This window comes from Thermobacillus composti KWC4 (assembly GCF_000227705.2).
Classification (GTDB): domain Bacteria; phylum Bacillota; class Bacilli; order Paenibacillales; family Paenibacillaceae; genus Thermobacillus; species Thermobacillus xylanilyticus.
In genome coordinates this window covers 849,391-865,440 of the sequence record NC_019897.1, presented here as the reverse complement: position 1 = coordinate 865,440, position 16,050 = coordinate 849,391, and the positions used below count along the sequence as shown (strand labels likewise).

Annotated in this window: 18 protein-coding genes and 1 other annotated feature; of the genes, 9 read left to right on the top strand and 9 right to left on the bottom strand. The window is 61.6% G+C overall.

Annotation, left to right across the window (positions count from 1 at the left end; all coding sequences use genetic code 11):
* Positions 1 to 126: 126 nt before the first annotated feature.
* Complete coding sequence (locus THECO_RS04035) at positions 127 to 351, bottom strand: alpha/beta-type small acid-soluble spore protein (protein ID WP_015253796.1); 225 nt, start codon at positions 349 to 351, stop codon at positions 127 to 129.
* A gap of 127 nt (positions 352 to 478) precedes the next feature.
* On the opposite strand from THECO_RS04035, the gene THECO_RS21945 reads away from it, so the two are divergent.
* Positions 479 to 649 (top strand): DUF5325 family protein, encoded by a 171-nt coding sequence (locus tag THECO_RS21945; RefSeq protein ID WP_015253795.1) that lies wholly within the window; start codon positions 479 to 481, stop codon positions 647 to 649.
* A gap of 54 nt (positions 650 to 703) precedes the next feature.
* On the opposite strand, the gene trpS is transcribed toward THECO_RS21945, so the two are convergent.
* The gene (gene trpS, locus THECO_RS04030; protein WP_015253794.1) at positions 704 to 1,690 is read right to left on the bottom strand and encodes a tryptophan--tRNA ligase; all 987 of its coding nucleotides are present in this window, start codon (positions 1,688 to 1,690) and stop codon (positions 704 to 706) included.
* Positions 1,691 to 1,730: 40 nt separating this feature from the next.
* Positions 1,731 to 1,971: a binding site (T-box leader), on the bottom strand.
* 145 nt (positions 1,972 to 2,116) lie between these two features.
* On the opposite strand from trpS, the gene THECO_RS04025 reads away from it, so the two are divergent.
* A complete protein-coding gene (locus tag THECO_RS04025; RefSeq protein ID WP_015253793.1) occupies positions 2,117 to 2,527 on the top strand; it encodes a hypothetical protein in 411 nt (136 codons plus the stop codon).
* 78 nt (positions 2,528 to 2,605) lie between these two features.
* Positions 2,606 to 2,830: an alpha/beta-type small acid-soluble spore protein gene (locus tag THECO_RS04020; RefSeq protein WP_015253792.1), complete on the top strand. Its 225-nt coding sequence runs from the start codon at positions 2,606 to 2,608 to the stop codon at positions 2,828 to 2,830.
* 103 nt (positions 2,831 to 2,933) lie between these two features.
* On the opposite strand, the gene THECO_RS04015 is transcribed toward THECO_RS04020, so the two are convergent.
* Positions 2,934 to 3,338, bottom strand: a complete 405-nt coding sequence (locus THECO_RS04015; RefSeq protein WP_015253791.1) for a hypothetical protein — start codon at positions 3,336 to 3,338, stop codon at positions 2,934 to 2,936.
* A gap of 205 nt (positions 3,339 to 3,543) precedes the next feature.
* On the opposite strand from THECO_RS04015, the gene THECO_RS04010 reads away from it, so the two are divergent.
* Together THECO_RS04010 and THECO_RS04005 are read left to right on the top strand one after the other, a co-directional pair.
* Positions 3,544 to 4,803, top strand: coding sequence for a methyl-accepting chemotaxis protein (locus THECO_RS04010; RefSeq protein WP_015253790.1), 1,260 nt, complete (start codon positions 3,544 to 3,546; stop codon positions 4,801 to 4,803).
* Between the two features lie 88 nt (positions 4,804 to 4,891).
* Entirely contained in the window at positions 4,892 to 5,800 is a 909-nt protein-coding gene (locus THECO_RS04005) for a polysaccharide deacetylase family protein (protein ID WP_015253789.1), read from the top strand.
* On the opposite strand, the gene THECO_RS04000 is transcribed toward THECO_RS04005, so the two are convergent.
* Positions 5,788 to 6,486, bottom strand: coding sequence for a 3D domain-containing protein (locus tag THECO_RS04000; protein WP_015253788.1), 699 nt, complete (start codon positions 6,484 to 6,486; stop codon positions 5,788 to 5,790). The genes THECO_RS04005 and THECO_RS04000 overlap by 13 nt on opposite strands.
* Before the next feature lie 158 nt (positions 6,487 to 6,644).
* Positions 6,645 to 7,541, bottom strand: a complete 897-nt coding sequence (locus THECO_RS03995; RefSeq protein WP_015253787.1) for an aldo/keto reductase — start codon at positions 7,539 to 7,541, stop codon at positions 6,645 to 6,647.
* Positions 7,542 to 7,766: 225 nt separating this feature from the next.
* On the opposite strand from THECO_RS03995, the gene THECO_RS20390 reads away from it, so the two are divergent.
* From THECO_RS20390 to THECO_RS03980, 3 genes are all read left to right on the top strand, one after another.
* Positions 7,767 to 8,795 carry a M23 family metallopeptidase gene (locus THECO_RS20390; protein WP_015253786.1) on the top strand — a complete coding sequence of 343 codons (1,029 nt, stop codon included), beginning with the start codon at positions 7,767 to 7,769 and terminating at the stop codon, positions 8,793 to 8,795.
* Entirely contained in the window at positions 8,795 to 9,286 is a 492-nt protein-coding gene (locus THECO_RS03985) for a bactofilin family protein (RefSeq protein ID WP_015253785.1), read from the top strand. Before THECO_RS20390 ends, THECO_RS03985 begins: the two co-directional genes overlap by 1 nt.
* Positions 9,287 to 9,393: 107 nt before the next feature.
* On the top strand, positions 9,394 to 9,735 hold the full coding sequence (locus THECO_RS03980) for a hypothetical protein (RefSeq protein WP_015253784.1): 342 nt from the start codon (positions 9,394 to 9,396) through the stop codon (positions 9,733 to 9,735).
* Positions 9,736 to 9,813: 78 nt separating this feature from the next.
* Here the strand turns inward: THECO_RS03980 and THECO_RS03975 are convergent, their stop codons facing one another.
* Positions 9,814 to 10,377: a ribonuclease H-like YkuK family protein gene (locus tag THECO_RS03975; protein WP_015253783.1), complete on the bottom strand. Its 564-nt coding sequence runs from the start codon at positions 10,375 to 10,377 to the stop codon at positions 9,814 to 9,816.
* A 157-nt stretch (positions 10,378 to 10,534) separates the two neighbouring features.
* Entirely contained in the window at positions 10,535 to 10,690 is a 156-nt protein-coding gene (locus THECO_RS21565; RefSeq protein ID WP_157373517.1) for a hypothetical protein, read from the bottom strand.
* A 246-nt stretch (positions 10,691 to 10,936) separates the two neighbouring features.
* Between THECO_RS21565 and THECO_RS03970 the strand changes: the two genes are divergently transcribed.
* A complete protein-coding gene (locus THECO_RS03970) occupies positions 10,937 to 13,390 on the top strand; it encodes a beta-propeller domain-containing protein (protein WP_015253782.1) in 2,454 nt (817 codons plus the stop codon).
* Between the two features lie 75 nt (positions 13,391 to 13,465).
* Here the strand turns inward: THECO_RS03970 and fliB are convergent, their stop codons facing one another.
* Together fliB and THECO_RS03960 are read right to left on the bottom strand one after the other, a co-directional pair.
* Complete coding sequence (fliB, locus tag THECO_RS03965) at positions 13,466 to 14,692, bottom strand: flagellin lysine-N-methylase (protein WP_015253781.1); 1,227 nt, start codon at positions 14,690 to 14,692, stop codon at positions 13,466 to 13,468.
* Positions 14,689 to 15,909, bottom strand: coding sequence for an N-acetylmuramoyl-L-alanine amidase (locus THECO_RS03960; protein ID WP_015253780.1), 1,221 nt, complete (start codon positions 15,907 to 15,909; stop codon positions 14,689 to 14,691). The genes fliB and THECO_RS03960 overlap by 4 nt, the downstream gene beginning before the upstream one ends.
* Positions 15,910 to 16,050: the final 141 nt, after the last annotated feature.

Below are 16,050 nucleotides of genomic sequence, written 5' to 3'. Positions count from 1 at the left end.
ACTCCCCTCCATCCGCCGATCAAGTTGAATCCGCGGGACGAACCCGGTACAATGGTAAGCATAGCAACCGGCGGAGGAGACGGCAAGAAGCCCGGATTCATCCGGGCTTCTGCAGCTTCATATGCTTCAGAATTGACGGGAGCCCGCCAATTGTTGTTCAGCGATCTGTACGAGGCGCTTCGTGATGTAGCCACCGAGCGAACCGGCGTCACGCGTCGCCATGTTGCCGTAGTAGCCGTCTTGTGGAATTTGTACGCCCAGCTCTTGAGCCGCTTCGTACTTGATTTGCTCCAGCGCCGCTCTGGCTTGCGGAACGACCAGCGTGTTGCTGTTCCGGTTTTGGCCTGCCATGGTTGTCGTCTCCTTTCGTCCCTTGAGCTGTAGTGTTGATGCAAGCTTGCAAGCTTATTATGCACCTCATCCGTTTTCTTATGCTTGACCATGCACAAGTCCCGAATCCGCCCAAGGAGAGACGAAGATGTCCAAAACCGCTTCCCTCTTGTTCGCTGTCGCCGCCGTCGTTCTGATGCTGGCGACGGGCGTCGCCATCAGCCACAACGGGTGGTTGGCCGCCCTGTTCTTCATCCTGACGTTCGTCGTCATCGGAGCCGGATTCATCTATCGGGCGAAAGCGCTCAAGCGCAAATGACGGAGCGGCCGGCGGAGATCCGCCGGCCGCCGCCCTTTTCATCCGGCGATCCGGTCAGCGCGGCGGCAGAAATCCCATCCGCTCTTTGGCCAGCGCGACCGTCCGGTTCGCGATTTCCGCCGCCCGTTCCGCGCCTTCCTTCAGCACGCGGCCGAGCTCCCCGGAGCCGCGGATTTCCCGATACCGCGCCTGCAGCGGCTCCAGCACCGCCACGACGCATTCCGCCAGCTCTTTCTTGAACGGACCGTAGCCCTGCCCTTCGAACCGCCGTTCGACTTCTTCCACCGTCAGCCCGGCGCAATGCGCAAAGATGCTGATCAGGTTGCTCACTTCCGGCTTGTTCGCGGGATCGTATTTCACTTCCCGGCCGGAGTCGGTAACCGCGCGTGAAATTTTCTTCCGGACGACGTCCGGCTCGTCGAGCAGCGCAATGTAGCTGTTCGGATTCGGATTGCTCTTGCTCATCTTCTTCGACGCGTCATCGAGCGACATGATGCGCGCGCCGACCTTCGGCATGTACGGCTCGGGCAACTTGAACGTTTCCCCGTAGCGCCCGTTGAACCGATCCGCCAGGTCGCGGGTCAGCTCCAGATGCTGCTTCTGGTCGTCCCCCACCGGAACCAGATCGGCGTTGTACACGAGAATATCCGCGGCCATCAGCGTCGGATAGACGAACAGCCCGGCGGGCACGGATTCCCTGCCGGCCGCCTTCTCTTTGAACTGGGTCATCCGCTCGAGCTCGCCCATATACGCGAGCGTCGTCATGAGCCAGCCAAGCTCGGCGTGCGCCGGCACGTGCGACTGGATGAAAATCGACGAACGCGACGGATCGACGCCCGCCGCAAGGTACAGCGCCGCCACCGATTCCGTCTGCTCGCGCAGCGCGGCCGGGTCCTGCGGCAAGGTGACTGCGTGCAGGTCGACCACCATATAGAAGCATTCGTGCTCATCCTGCAGCTTCACGAAGTTCTGGATTGCGCCGATGTAGTTCCCGAGCGTGAGCTGACCGCTCGGCTGGATGCCCGACAGCACCCTTGCCATGCGTATCTCCCCCTTGACCTGAATATAAAAATCCCCCGCCGCAAGGGACGAGGGACCGTGGTGCCACCCTTATTCGCTTCGACGCCGCATGCCGGACAAGCGACGGCGAAGCCTCACAGCTCCGTAACGGGGAGCAACCGGGAAACCATGGGCGGCATCCGGCCGCTTTCCGATTTCCGGCTCAGGGACCCATTCCGCCAGCCGCGATGCCGGTTTGCACCCTCCACCGGCTCTCTGCAATCGACAGTTCATGGCGTACTCTTTCCCGTCATGGCCGTTGGCAACATTATACCCGCTGCAATGCGAAAGTCAAGGCGGCTGCCGGCGATGGCCGCAGGCACAAATTTCGACCTTCACGTTCCATCTTTGGCAGATCTGTGATAGCATGAGGGCTGCAGGACTAGTTGTCGGAGGGACGGGATCACATTGGCCGAGTTGAAAGTGGCCCACTGTGCGATGTGCGGCAAAGTGTTTCAGGTCAACCTGCGGAACCTGTGCAATGAATGTGCCGAAATTCACGACCGCCGGTTCGAAGCGGTCGACCGGTATCTGATGAAGAACCGCCATGCGACGACCGAGCAGACGGCGGAAGCAACCGGAGTTCCGATCAAGCAGGTACGGGAATGGATTCGGCAGAAGAAGATCAGCCTGGCCGCCCACCCGAATCTGACGGACGTCTGCGATCTGTGCGGCGGTCCTTCCCGGACAGGTCACCTGTGCGCAAAATGCTCCTATCGGCTCAAAAGCGACATCGACAAAATGCTGGCGGAAGAGCAGGCGGAACGCGAGCGCAAGCGCGAACACAGCTATAAGTTGAAGGGGCAGGCCGATAACTGACGGATAGTACAGAAGTGCCGGTTATGTATATTTCCTCCCAGGGCAGCCATACTAAGACCGCCCAAGGAGGTGAACAACATGCCTTCCAACAAACGGAGCAGCAACACGCTTGTCGTGCCGCAGGCAAGCGCCGCGCTTGAGCAGCTGAAATATGAAGTTGCCCAAGAACTCGGCATCCAGATCCCGCAGGACGGGTATTACGGCTACATGGCGACGCGCGATACCGGGGCAATCGGCGGTTATATCACCCGCCGGCTGGTGCAAATCGCGGAAGAACAACTTGCCGGCCGATTCGCAAGATAATCCGGAAACGAAAGATGGAACGGGGTTCCCCGCGGACAGGCGATCCGTCAGCGGAAACCCCGTTCTTTGTTTATGCGAAAGCTGCCCCTTCCTGCCTTGCAGTCTAAGCCAATTGATTCGAGGATTCCGACGGCTTCGGCTGATAGCGGAACATCCAGTTCGCCGTGTTGTAATTCGACTCGTACTGGACGCTCGCCGTCCATTCCCGATTCCGCCGCACGGCAAAATCGAACAGGATCTCGCCGTGGGTCCAGTTCCGTTTCATCCGGAGCGATTCGACGGCCATCCTCCGGAATTCGTTCACCTGCTGAACCGTGAGTCCCCGTTCGTTCTCGAGGAAACGGCCGTTGATGCACTCGATCGGATGATGGCGGACGCCGTATTTTCCGATCATGTTGTTGCGGATCTGGATCGTTACCGTTCCCGCCACCGCGTCAGTCAACTCCGGCTCCAGCTGGCGGAACACATGGTCGATCTGCCTGGCGAGGGGCATATCCTCCAATCTCATCATTGTCCTCCTTTCTTCCTTGTAATGATAACCCTTCCATAGGGATTACAGCCTAGATTATACAACAATTTACACTATGCGACAATATTGAAAATGATTGCCCATACCAATAGTCCCTGCCATGAAATTAATCGACAATGATAGACCTGGTTCGGCTTCGGTGTTATAATATGGCATAATTCCACAAGTAAGGGAGCAATGCAATATGAGCTGGTTAATGAAGCAATCCATACGGACGAAATGCCTAATAGCCTGCTATGCGGTTGCAGCAGCATTCTCTCTTGCCATGCTGGTTGCAGCGCTGGTCGGCGGCCAGGGAATTTTGCTGCCCCTTTTGCTGATCGTTGTACTATGCGCCGCTGTCTATCCTCTTGCAACCCTATTTGAGAGAACGCTTACAAATTCGATGGACGAGATGCGCACGGCCGCATACCAGATCGCGAAAGGCGATTTTACCGTCCGGCTTGCGGGCGACGATGACACGGGTACTTCCAGCATCGCCCAGGCCTTCAACAGCATGGTCGAACGGCTGCGCGACATTTTGCGCGAGACGTCGTCGATCACGAGGCTTGTTTCCGATGCAAGCCGCACGATTTATGAACGCAACCAGCAACTGAAAACCGTCATGGAGCAGGTGACCATTTCGGCGGGCGAACTGGCCACCGGCGCGAACCAGATTTCGGAGGACGTCTCGCAGATGAGCGAGTCGATCAGCGAGATTGAAAGCAAGGTGGCCAACTACGCGGATTCGACCCGGCAAATGAATGAACGGTCCGCCCATACGCTGGAACTGGTCCGTCAGGGCCGCCAGGCCGTGGAGAATCAGACCGAGGGCATGCGCCGCAATGTGGAAGCGACCGAAGCCGTTTCCCGCACGATCGAAGAACTGGCGAAACATGCGGACGGCATTTCGAAGATTACCCGCTCCATCTCGGAAATCGCGGATCAGACGAACCTGCTCTCCCTGAACGCTTCGATCGAGGCGGCGCGCGCCGGCGAGCACGGCCGCGGGTTCGCCGTCGTCGCGCAAGAAGTGCGCAAGCTCGCCGAAGAAGCCGGCGCGTCGACGAAGGAAGTGTTCACCCTCGTCCGCGGCATTGAACAGGGAATCAAGAACGCGATCGCCAACATGAAGGTGAACGAGAGCATCGTCCGCGACCAGAACGAATTGATCCGCCAGTCCAACGAAATCTTCAACGAGATTGTGAAGAGCGTGGAGTTCATCTCCGAACAGATGGAAGCCTTTACCCGTGAAAGCGGCGCCATGCTGGAGAGCGCGCGCAAGATCGCGGCTTCGATCCAGAATATCTCCGCCATCACCCAGCAGTCGGCTGCCGGCACCGAGCAGGTGTCCGCGTCCATGAACGAACAGATGGCCGCGGTGCAATCGGTTGTCGACGAAGCCGAGCAAATGCAGCAGACGGTGCTGAAACTGCAGCGCACGATCCAGATTTTCAAAATTTGATATGCTGTCCGATCCCTCCGCAGCCGCCTTGCATGAATCCGGCGCTTTTGCTGCAAGCTAATGGCAGCACGCCGCGGAGGGATCGCTTTTGAACGCTATTCATCTTCCGAAATTATTGTCCGTCATGCTTGCGGCATCGGTCGTGGTGAATGGTCTGCAGCAGCCCGTGCATTCGCCGGCACCCGGGCACGGAAACGGACCCGGCGCAGCGGAGCGGACGGCGGCATTGCCGTCCGGGGAAGCCGTTCGTCATGAATCGGACGCCGTCATCGGACATGCGTTTTCGGAAAAGCCCGGGCGGAAAGTCCGGAAAAAACGTCGCATGAAGAAAGCGCGCTATTCCTGGACCGCGCTCGAACAGCGGCATCCGGGCGCGTTCGTCACCCATGGACCGGTTCATGCCAAAGCCGCCGCGCTGACGTTCGATGATGCGCCCGATCCCCGATTCACGCCGCAAATTCTCGATATTCTCGCCCGGCACCGCGTCCGGGCGACATTCTTTATCGTCGGCAGCCGCGCCCGTGCGCATCCGGAGCTTGTCCGGCGGATCGTGCGGGAAGGCCACCTCATCGGCAACCACTCCGATACGCACGCGCTGCTGACGAACAAGACGGCGGCCGGGTTCGAACGGGAGATCCGGCGCACCGACCAGACGCTGCTTGCGATCACCGGCAGGAAGCCGCGCTTCATCCGGCCGCCGTACGGCGAAATCTCGCCGAAGCAGACGGACTGGACGGCGCGGCGCGGATATATCGTGGTGAACTGGAATGTGGACGCCGTCGACTGGCGCAATACCCCCAGCCGGACGATCCTCGCGAACGTCCGGAAGCAGCTTCGTCCCGGCGCCATCATTCTGCTGCATGCCGGCGGCGGCCGCGGTCAGGATCTGTCGGGCACGATCAACGCGCTGCCGCGGCTGATCGCCATGCTGAAAAAACAAGGCTATCGGCTGTACACGCTCGACGAGCTGCTCGGCCAGCGCGGTTACAGGACGTAAACCGTAATATACTGGATGCCGAACTTCATCGCCTGCACGCGGCTGTCCGGCACGAAGATGTCGACTCGGTTCCCCTTGATCGCGCCGCCGGTATCCCTGGCGATCGCATACATGCCGCCCTGCGGCAGTCCGTCATAGTCATAGCCGGTAATGTACAGCTTCGATCCGAGCGGAATGACATCGGGATCGACGGCGACCGAGCAGAGGCTCAGCGGATTGCCGAAGTAATCCACCGCTCCCCACTTGCCGTTCTCCTCGGCCGATGCCGTATAGGCCGTCGCTTTCACCTGGATCGCTTTCCGGTATGTCTTCGGCGTCTCTCCGGCTTTGCCTGCGGCGAAGGTGGAGACCGCCGCGGAAGCGGAACCGGTTGCGGCGGACCTTGCAACCGCGTTTGTTCCGGAAGACGCCGCCGCTGCCGCACCGGAGGCCGTGCTCTTGTTCCCGGCATCCGGTATGATCAATTTCAATCCCTTGTAGATGTTCAGCGGGTCGATGTTCGCGTTTGCCGCCATGAGCTTGTCCAGCGGCACGCCGAACTTTCTCGAAAGTTTCCAGAACGTGTCGTCGTCGCCCGCCGTGTAGACGGTCGCGGCGTCCGCGGCGCCTGACGCGCCGGCCAGCAGCACACCGGCAGCGAGCAGCGCGGCCGAACCGCGGCGAATTTCCCGAAATTTCCTCTGCATCGCAATTCCTCCTCGAACACGAGGTTAGCACGGCGGCAAATGGCAATGTAAGCGGAAAGTCCTTCCACATTCGCGCCAACCCGCATCGGGAAGCGATTATGAGAATTCTTTCAGGATCCGTCTATACGTGAAAAGCCGGGCACGCCCGGCTTTTTCGCTTACTCCAATCCGATCCAGTCCTTGCCCGCGCGCTCCCGCCAGACGCACCGGATCGCTTCGACCTGCTCGGCGGGCAGCGGTCCCTTCTCGAGCAGCTTCGCGTTCTGCGCCCAACGGTCCGGGTTCGACGTGCCGACGATCGCCGTATGCACGCCCGGAATCGACAGCGCGAACCGGAGCGCGATCCCGACCGATTCGTCGAAATCGCCTTTCAGAAAATCATAGTCCAGCACCTGAAGCCGCTCCCAATAAGGCACCGCATACGGGTCCTCCGGCCGCTGGCCCGTCCGCCAGGCGACATTCGCAACCGGCCGCTTCACGATCACGCCCATCCCCCGCTTCTGCGCTTCGGGAAGCGTCAGGTCGATGGCTTCCTGGTCCGCGATGTTCACCGATGTCATGAGCGAATCGAACACGCCGGTCTGCACGGCGTAAAGCGCCGCGTCGGAGTCGCCGCTGTATCCGATGTAGCGGGTTTTTCCCTTTTCCTTGGCCCGCCGGAGCACTTCGATGACGTCGCCTTGCTTCAGCACTTCGAGACTGCAGCTGTGCAGATGAATCAGATCGACATAGTCGGTCTTGAGCCGCTTCAGGCTGCGGTCAATGCTTGCCTCAAGCACCTCCGGCTGCCAATGCTCGCCCGGCAGGCCGGCGGTATGGCCGCATTTCGTGAACAGGTAGTAGTCGCTCCGGCGGTGCGAGACGGCCTGTCCGATCAATTCCTCGCTCGTCTTGTAGCATTCGGCCGTATCGATGACGTTGAGACCCGCATCCAGCGCGCTTCCGAGCAGTCGTTCAACCTCGGACACCGAAGCGCCCCTGAATCCGATCTCCGCACCTCCGAACCCCAGTACGCTGACCGTCATATCGGTATTGCCGTAGCGGCGCATTTCCATGCGTCAGTCCCTCCTTGCCGCAGCATGAGTTTACCCCGCCCATTATACCGCATTTCGACGCGGGGCATATAGGACGGCTTTGACCAAAAACAGGACACGCTTGAGCAAAATTCGGGAAGAAAAAACAGCATGGCGCATCTTAGGACTATTTTCCTGCAAAAGAAGGAATCTCCGCGCCGGTGTCGAATGTTAACATTCTGTCTGAGCCATTGTCGGAGGTGAATCATGAGACTGCTGCCTGGATGGTTTCGCAGACGATACACCCTGCTCATCATCCCCGAAGATTCCGACGCCAGCAGCAGAGTGCGTCTGACGATTGTGCCACTCCTGCTTGCCGGAGCCGTTTTCGGCTTGCTGGTTGCAAGCGCCATCATTTTGCTGGCACTGCGTTCGGCAGATGCGCTCCGCATTCAGGCGCTGCATAAAGAACTGGCGGAATCCGCCGACGCCTATGAAGCATCGCTCGCAGACCGCGAACAGTCGATCGCCCTGCTGAAGTCCGAAGTGCTCCGGCTGACCGAGGAAGCCGGCGCCGTAAGGCAGAAGCTCGAAGAACTCGACAAGCTGGAAGCGGAGATTGAGGCCATCGTGGAGATCGCGCTGCCGGGCGAGACGAACGGCCTTGCTTCCACATCAGCCGGCCGGAAAACGGCCGTCACGCCGCTCTCTTATGACGTCGGTGTGGGCGGCGAGAACCATCCCGTCGACGAGGACGGCCTGGCGGAAACCGAAGCTTACGGAAGCGTCGAACTGATGACTTCATTGAAATATGAAGCGGAGCTGCTCCGCGCCCGCCTGGCCGCGAAGAAAGAAGAAGCGGACCGCGTGCTGGACAAGCTGCGGATGCTGCCGATCGCATGGCCGACGGACAGCACCCGCCTCACGTCCGAATTCGGGCTTCGGTCCGATCCGTTCACGAGGCGGCTTGCGCGGCACAGCGGCATCGATCTTGGCGGAAATTCCGGCGAACCGGTCTACGCCGCCGGCGGAGGCACCGTGATGGAATCGGACTATAACCGATCGCGCGGCCATTATATCATCATCGAGCATGAATCCGGTTATAAGAGTGTTTATATGCATTTGCGCAAACGGCTGGCCGGCGCCGGCCAGAAGGTCGAACAGGGCGAGAAAATCGGCCTGCTCGGCTCGTCCGGACGGAGCACCGGTCCGCATCTGCATTTCGAAATCTGGAAAGACGGCCAGGCCGTCGATCCGCTGCCTTACCTGCAGCTGTTCAAGGAGGAGAAGTCGTAATGTTCAAACCAGGCAAGTCCAGGTCCGATGCCGCCGCGACGGACACCTATATCGGGCCGGGCAGCGCGTTCGAAGGCCGGCTTGAGTCGGACGGCAGCATTCGCATCGAAGGCCGCGTGACCGGCAGCGTGAACAGCAAAGGCGATGTCTCGATCGGCGACACGGGCGTCGTCGAAGCGGACATCACGGCGCGCAACATCGTCATTGCCGGAACCGTGAAGGGTAACGTGCAGGCCACCGAGAAACTGACGATCAAGCCGAAAGGCACGCTGACCGGCGATATTCTGACCGCCCTGCTCGAGATCAACGAAGGCGCCCGTTACGAGGGCACCAGCCGGATGATGCCCGCTGCCGGCGCGGCGTCCGAGCAAGGCCGGGACGAGCAAGGCCGCAACGGAGAGAAAAAATCCGCCCAGAAGCCGGACGGAGAGAAGCGGCAGGAACAAGCCCGCGCGCAGGAGCAGCAGCGCCAGGAGAAGCGCACCGGCTGATGAAATCCTTTCCGGCCGCATAACGCCATGATTTCCGGTCGATACTAATCGGGTCTCTGCTTTCCCGGAGACAGCTCGATTGCATCGCAACCGGAGGCGATGGCCCTATGCGGCGATCGGAGGACAGGCGCGCGCCTGATCCGGAACGGAAGCTGCTCAGCATGTTCCCTGAAGCCGAAGTGTTCGACATTCTCGACGCGTTCGGCGATCCGGACGGCGAGTTCGCGGAGGAACCGGGGGAAGCCCGGCGAATTTCCTCATCCCGCGGCCGATCGAAGCCGGAGACGGATGCCGTCACGAATGACGGTCCGTTCCCCGACGTGCCGGACGCCGACGCCGTCGCGGCCGGAAGCCCGGTCGATCCGGTCTCTCCGCCCGACGAGTTTCACGGCACCGATCTGCTGAACGGCGCCGTTCGGACAGCGGACGAAACAAGTCAGGACCGGTAGCGCCCGCAGGCGCATCCGGTCCTGAGTTGTTCATGGCGGGACCAAGCCGCCGCCGCGGCTTCCCGCACGGCCCGCTCGTCACACGCTCTTCTTCGTGTAGCGGTTCGCATACGACGATGCCGCGTAGGATTCGGGCTTCACCCGCGCCGCATAGACACCCATCGCTTCGACGCGGTCAATCATTTCCTTCACATAGCGCGAAGTCTTGTTGAGCGTCGGGTGCGTCCCGGCGTCGATGTCGATGAAATGCTCAAGCGCAGCTCCCTTGTAGATGTAGGGGAGCACGATTTCCTCCATTTTCCGCAGCGCATCCCCCATGAAATAACTTGCCACTTCCTGCGACAGCGTCGTCTCGTAAGAGAGCTTCTCCTTCAGCGAACGCAGTTCGCGCGGCACGATCGTCTGGCGGTAGCATGCCCACGCCCCGCGACCGACCCGGCGAATGATGATGCCGGTTACGAACTTCGTGCTTCCGCGGTAAACCTGGCTGTCCGTGCCGACGATGAAATGATACACCGCCTTCGGATCTTTCGCCATGAAGGACAGAATGCGCGCCTGCACGTCGTCGAGGGACAAGCCGCACTCGGAAACGTTCTGGAACACAAGCTCATCTTGCAGCGGCTTGCGCGGTACTCGTGTCATCGGACTACCACCGCCTTGTGAGTCTCGGGAACGCTGGTGCGGAGAAGCTGCGAATATTATCGGATTTGGCGGGATTCGTACGTCCCGTCTTCTTCAGTATAACCGATTTTGGCGCATGCTGCCTTCCATGATCCGCCGTTTGAACGGCGCCGCAGCATCAGGATCGGCCCGGCAGCCTGCGTTCGGCGAAGGCCGGACGGGGATGCCGGATCAGTCGCTTGAGGGAACGGAGAAGCCGCCTGCGCCTGCTGGAACGGGACGATGTGTACGGCCGGTCCTGCGGCTTCGCGGCGTAGGTTACGTTCGCATTCAAGCCCCTGCACCTCCTTCGATCCTGCGCTTTGTCTTTTATTATCCGTCAGAATCGCCGGTGGAACAAGACTTATTGCAAACGGAGATCTGCGATTAAAGGCCGTTTTCCCTTCATTCCGGCGTTCTGTGCGGACCGATGCTGCCAAATTTCTGCAACATTGCCGGTTTTGCTTGCGTCCGTATAGACAAACAACACTTGCCGCAACGGGGAGTCATTTCGTATTCGGGAAGGATGGGTGAACGGCAAATGAACAGAAGACGCAACGTTCTTCCGGCGATAGTGGCAGCGCTTGCACTGACCTTGACCGCGGTGCCGCATGCCATCGGCCAACCGGCCGATCCGCCGGATCGGCCCGCGCCCCGCGTCATGGCGGGCGGCGTGCCGCTCAAACTCGACCCCGCGCCGGTCTTCTCGGACGGCATTCTCCTGGCACCGGTCGGGCCGGTCGCGGAACTGCTGGGCGCGGACGTCGACGTCCGGATGGAGCTGAACGGAAAGCGCAGCATCATGCTCGTCAAAGGCGACCGGACGGCGGAACTGACGATCGGATCGAAGATCATGATCGTGAACGGCGTCGAAACGGAACTGCCCGCGGCGCCGGCATGGCGCAGCGGCACCGCGATGGCGCCGCTGCGCGCCGTCGCCGAAGCGTTCGGCGAATCCGTCGTCTGGGAAGCCGGCTCGAATACCGCGCACATCGGGCGCACACCCGAGCTGCCGGTCGTCGGTTCGCTGGAGAAGCTGCGCGAACTGCTGGCGGAGGCCGGGACGTCGATTATCCGGTTTCCCACGGCGATGGCCGTGCTCGGGGATGCAAGAATCGCGGCCGTAGTCGATCAAAGCGGCTCCGCCGATGCCTCAAGCGGCGCATCCCCGTCCGCGGGTGCCGGCTATGCGGGTGCCGACTATTCGAAGACGAATGTGCAGGTTGAAGGCGTCGATGAGGCGGATTGGGCGAAAACGGACGGCCGGTTCATCTATCAGCTCAGCGGGGGCCGCGTCCTGATCGCCGATATCCGGAATCCCGAATCGCCGCGGCTGGCCGCCGTACTGGACTACGCCGACGACAAGCACCGGTTCCGTCCGCAGGAGCTGTATGTCTCCGGCGGCAGGCTGGTCGTCATCGGAACGGCGTACCGGCAGAACGAGGCGCAGTCGGACCCGGCCTACGAAACGCAGCGGGATCTCGACGCGAAATCCAAGGAGATCATGATCTGGCCGCCGATTCAGGATCTGTCGTTCACCGCGGCCAGGGTCTATGAGCTGGATGGCAGCGGCGCGCCCCTCCTTGTGCGTGAACTGGAAATCGAGGGCCGCCATGTCACCTCCCGCATGGTCGGCAGCGCATTATATCTGGTGGCGAACAAGTACAACCCTGTCTATCCGCTTCTTGATCCCGAGGCGGAACTGCGGCCGCAGGACTTCGAACCGGTATGGCGGGACACCGCCGGTTCGGATGAACCGAAGAGCATTCCGCTGAACCGGATTCACTATTTCCCGGACTCGCCGGAGAGCGGCACGCTGCTCATCGGCGCGGTCGATCTGGACGATTCCGGCGCGCCCATGCAGGTATCGGCCTATCTCGGTTCCGCCGGCACGGTCTACGCATCGGCGGAGAATCTGTACATTGCGGTTGCGAAGCACGACTGGCCGACGGATAGCTCCGGCGCCCCGAACCGGTCCGTTCAGCCGAAACTGCAGACGGATCTGTACAAATTCCGGCTGGACGGCGGCTCCGCAATCTATGCCGGCCAGGGCAGCGTGCCCGGTCATGTGCTGAACCAGTTCTCCATGGACGAATACGGCGGCCATTTCCGGATCGCGACGACTTCGGGCCATATGTGGGCGGAAGGCGATAATATTTCGAAGAACAATCTGTATGTGCTCGACGAATGGCTGAGGACGGTCGGCCGCCTCGAGGATCTCGCGCCGGGCGAACGCATCTATTCCGTGCGCTTCATGGGCAGCCGCGCATACATGGTCACGTTCCGCAACGTCGACCCGCTGTTCGCGATCGATCTGTCCGATCCGAAGCAGCCGGCTGTGCTCGGCCAGTTGAAAATCCCGGGCTACAGCGACTATCTCCACCCCTATGACGAAAACCATCTGATCGGGTTCGGCAAGGAGACGATCGAGATTGCGCCGCGCGACGGCCGCGGCGAACCGACCGCCTACTATCTCGGGATGAAGCTGTCGCTGTTCGATGTGACCGACGTGTCGAAGCCGATCGAGAAGTTCAAGGAAGTGATCGGCGACCGCGGCACCCACTCGGAGGTGCTGCAAGACCACAAAGCGCTGCTGTTCGACCGCGAAAGAGGGCTGATGGCGTTCCCGGTCGAACTGGCGGAGGTGAAAGAAGGGGCGCAGCGGGACGGCTACGACATCCCGCCGCACGGCGAATTCACCTGGCAGGGCGCCTATGTCTATCAGGTCGATCCGGAGAACGGGTTCAGGCTCAAGGGGCGGATCACGCATCTGTCCGAACAAGATCTGCTGAAATCCGGGCAATACGGATACGACTATACGAAAGCGGTGCGGCGGATTCTGTACGCCGGCGATACGCTGTACACCCTGTCCGATGCGATGCTGAAAGCAAGCGCGACGGATACGCTGGCGGAACGCGGAACGCTCCGCTATCCCGAGCCGAAACCGCCCGAAGCCATCGCCTACCCGGCTGATCCGATCCGCATCATGCGCTGAAATCCCCGCAACATGACAGCAGGGCTGCAATCCGGATGCGCGGCCATCGCGGCATTCGGAACGCAGCCCTGTTCGTCAGTTCGTAATCAGCAGCACAATGTCCTTGAACGAATCGCGGCCCTCGGCCGCCAGCTCGAGCAGGAAATCGACGCGGTAGCTGGAGACGAATTCATAGTTCTTCGTGTAGCATTGGACCAGTTCGACGGCCGTCTCCGGCGTCAGCTCCCCGCGATGCGCGGCGATGCCGGTCAGATGCAGCTTGATCATCGCGAAATCGACGGCAAGCGTCCGGTACAGCGTGCCGATGCGCTGGCCGCTCCTCAGACCCGGCAGAAACGTGCCGTACACCTGATTCACCGCGTAATTCTCGAAGAAATGGCCGCAGCGCTCAATGAACGGCGCCACATGCGCGGCGAACGTCTCCTCGTAATGCCGGATGACCTGATCCGCCGCCTCGCCGCGCTGCGTCATGCCGCGCACATACTCGGCGATGCACCGTTCGTAGCGGCGGTTCCAGATCGTCCCTTCCAGCCGGCGCATCAGATAGCCGTTCAACATCCGGATCTGGAACGCCGTGTCGCGCGGGAAGGCGGCATACTCGCGCAGGTCCGGGTTGTCGGCGAGCCCGCCGGCCGCCTCGGCTTCGAAATCGGCGAGAAACGCCGGAATCGCCTCCGGATCGCCGACCGCGGCGAGGCGATCGAGCTCCTCGCACATGAGGCCGAGCAGGATGAGCCGATGCGGGAAGGCGTAGCGCCGCATTTTCAGCATGCGGATGATCGCGCCGCGGATCACCGCCGCATGCGGCATATGCCGCGCCGTGGACGGCGGACGGTTCACGCTCAGGTTCGGCGTGTGCACGTCGTCCGAGGTGACGAATTCGCAGGCGTCTTCATGGAGCAGCGCGAGCCGGGCCGCTTCCGGGCAGGAGAGCGCCGCCGAAATTTCGAGCGTGCCGCCTTCGGCGTTCACCTTGCGCGGGTAGGTGGCGCAGGTCGCGCTGAGCATCGCTTCGCCGTGCTTCGCCTGGATCGTGCACAGCCCGTCCTCCCCGAGCATGGAACAATGGCCGGTCGCGGGATTCAGTTCGAACGACGCGTAATCGCGGTCGGTGCCTTCCGTCTTCAAATTGAGCTTCGACAGAATGCGCCGGCGCTCATGCTCGTCCTCGATGGCGCGATACCGGTCATACGCCCGCCGGTCGACGCTGATGCCCCACCACGCGCAGCATGTGTCTTCGCAGGCCGGCCCGATGCACCGGAACCGCTCCATGTAGCGCGGCATTTCATACCGTGTCTTCATGTCCTCTCCTCTTGCGATGCGAAGTATTCCTCCAGCCCCAGCGCAATCGCCCGCGCCGCCGCGAGCTGGTAGCCTTCCGTCCGCGCCAGCTCCTCGTCCCGCTCATTCGTCAGGAAACCGAGCTCGAGGAGCACGGCCGGCAGACTGTTCTCGCGGATAACATGGAAATTGCCGAACGAGATGCCGTTGCTGGCGAGACCGAGCCCGCCTTCGGCCAGCCGATGCTCGATCGCGGCGGCCAGCGGCTTGTCCTTCCCGGCGCTGTAGTAGAATGTCAGAATGCCAGACGCCTTCGTCGTCGCCGAGTTGTAGTGGATGCTGACGAACGCATCGCCGCCGGACCGTGCGGCGATCTCGACCCGCTCCTGCAGGGACGGCTTCTCTTCGTCCGCCGCCCGCGTCATGACGACAACGGCGCCGCGAAGCTCCAGCTCCCGCTTCAGCAGAAGCGCGGTGGACAGGTTCAGCGTCTTCTCGTATGTACCGTAGGTGGTGCCGATCGTGCCGGAATCGTTCCCCCCGTGTCCGGGATCGACGACGATGACCCGTCCCCGCAGCGCATCGCCGGCCGGCTCACCGTCCGTCCGAAATCCGATGTAGGCGGCCGCGATCCAGCCGGCCAGTCCGCTCTCCGTCTCGATGCGGTACCACTCGCCTTCGCTCGCGATCACCGACACCCGGTCGCCCCGGTTCAGATGGCCTTCGATCTCGTAGTCGGTCCCCGGCCCCGTCCGGACCCGCACGGCATCGCCCAGCACATGGCCGGTGCGCACGGCGTTATCCGCCGTCTCGGTCTCCACCGGCTTCCGGGACGCTGTGCCGCGGATGCCCCGGCCGATCGCCTTCGGATTGGACGGGGGCGGCGCGGCGTCCGTCAACCCGTCCTCATCCGGCCCGGTGACGGTGCCGTCATCCGCCGGCTGCAGATAGTCCGAATGCGCCCATCCGGTCAGTTCGCCCGCCCGGACCCGGAACCATTCGCCCGATTCTTCAAGCTTCTCCACCACCGCGCCCTGCTTGAGCTTTCCGATCACCGGCGCGGTGAGCGACGGCTCGCCGCGCACGTTGAGAATATCCGCCGTCACCGTGTAACGGGATACCGCCGCGGACGCGGAGTTTGCCGATGCCGGAGATTCCGCGCCAGGCGCCGCATCCGCCGGCAGCCCGAGAACGGCTGCAAGGCAGCAGGCCGCCGCAACAAGAAACAATCTGATCATGGACACCCCGCCATCAGTCGACAAAATGACAGCTCTATTATAGCAGTCCGCCTCCAAATTCCGCCATCATTCCGATAGAAATAGAAAAAGAGTCGGCGGCCGCGGCCGGAGCGGGCGGTTTCCCGGCTGCCCCGGTTCCGC

Coding starts and splice junctions, on each gene's coding strand:
- THECO_RS04035 (WP_015253796.1), bottom strand. CDS start 351: ATGGCAGGCCAAAACCGGAACAGCAACACGCTGGTCGTTCCGCAAGCC.
- THECO_RS21945 (WP_015253795.1), top strand. CDS start 479: ATGTCCAAAACCGCTTCCCTCTTGTTCGCTGTCGCCGCCGTCGTTCTG.
- trpS (WP_015253794.1), bottom strand. CDS start 1,690: ATGGCAAGGGTGCTGTCGGGCATCCAGCCGAGCGGTCAGCTCACGCTC.
- THECO_RS04020 (WP_015253792.1), top strand. CDS start 2,606: ATGCCTTCCAACAAACGGAGCAGCAACACGCTTGTCGTGCCGCAGGCA.
- THECO_RS04015 (WP_015253791.1), bottom strand. CDS start 3,338: ATGAGATTGGAGGATATGCCCCTCGCCAGGCAGATCGACCATGTGTTC.
- THECO_RS04010 (WP_015253790.1), top strand. CDS start 3,544: ATGAGCTGGTTAATGAAGCAATCCATACGGACGAAATGCCTAATAGCC.
- THECO_RS04000 (WP_015253788.1), bottom strand. CDS start 6,486: ATGCAGAGGAAATTTCGGGAAATTCGCCGCGGTTCGGCCGCGCTGCTC.
- THECO_RS03995 (WP_015253787.1), bottom strand. CDS start 7,541: ATGGAAATGCGCCGCTACGGCAATACCGATATGACGGTCAGCGTACTG.
- THECO_RS20390 (WP_015253786.1), top strand. CDS start 7,767: ATGAGACTGCTGCCTGGATGGTTTCGCAGACGATACACCCTGCTCATC.
- THECO_RS03985 (WP_015253785.1), top strand. CDS start 8,795: ATGTTCAAACCAGGCAAGTCCAGGTCCGATGCCGCCGCGACGGACACC.
- THECO_RS03980 (WP_015253784.1), top strand. CDS start 9,394: ATGCGGCGATCGGAGGACAGGCGCGCGCCTGATCCGGAACGGAAGCTG.
- THECO_RS03975 (WP_015253783.1), bottom strand. CDS start 10,377: ATGACACGAGTACCGCGCAAGCCGCTGCAAGATGAGCTTGTGTTCCAG.
- THECO_RS03970 (WP_015253782.1), top strand. CDS start 10,937: ATGAACAGAAGACGCAACGTTCTTCCGGCGATAGTGGCAGCGCTTGCA.
- fliB (WP_015253781.1), bottom strand. CDS start 14,692: ATGAAGACACGGTATGAAATGCCGCGCTACATGGAGCGGTTCCGGTGC.
- THECO_RS03960 (WP_015253780.1), bottom strand. CDS start 15,909: ATGATCAGATTGTTTCTTGTTGCGGCGGCCTGCTGCCTTGCAGCCGTT.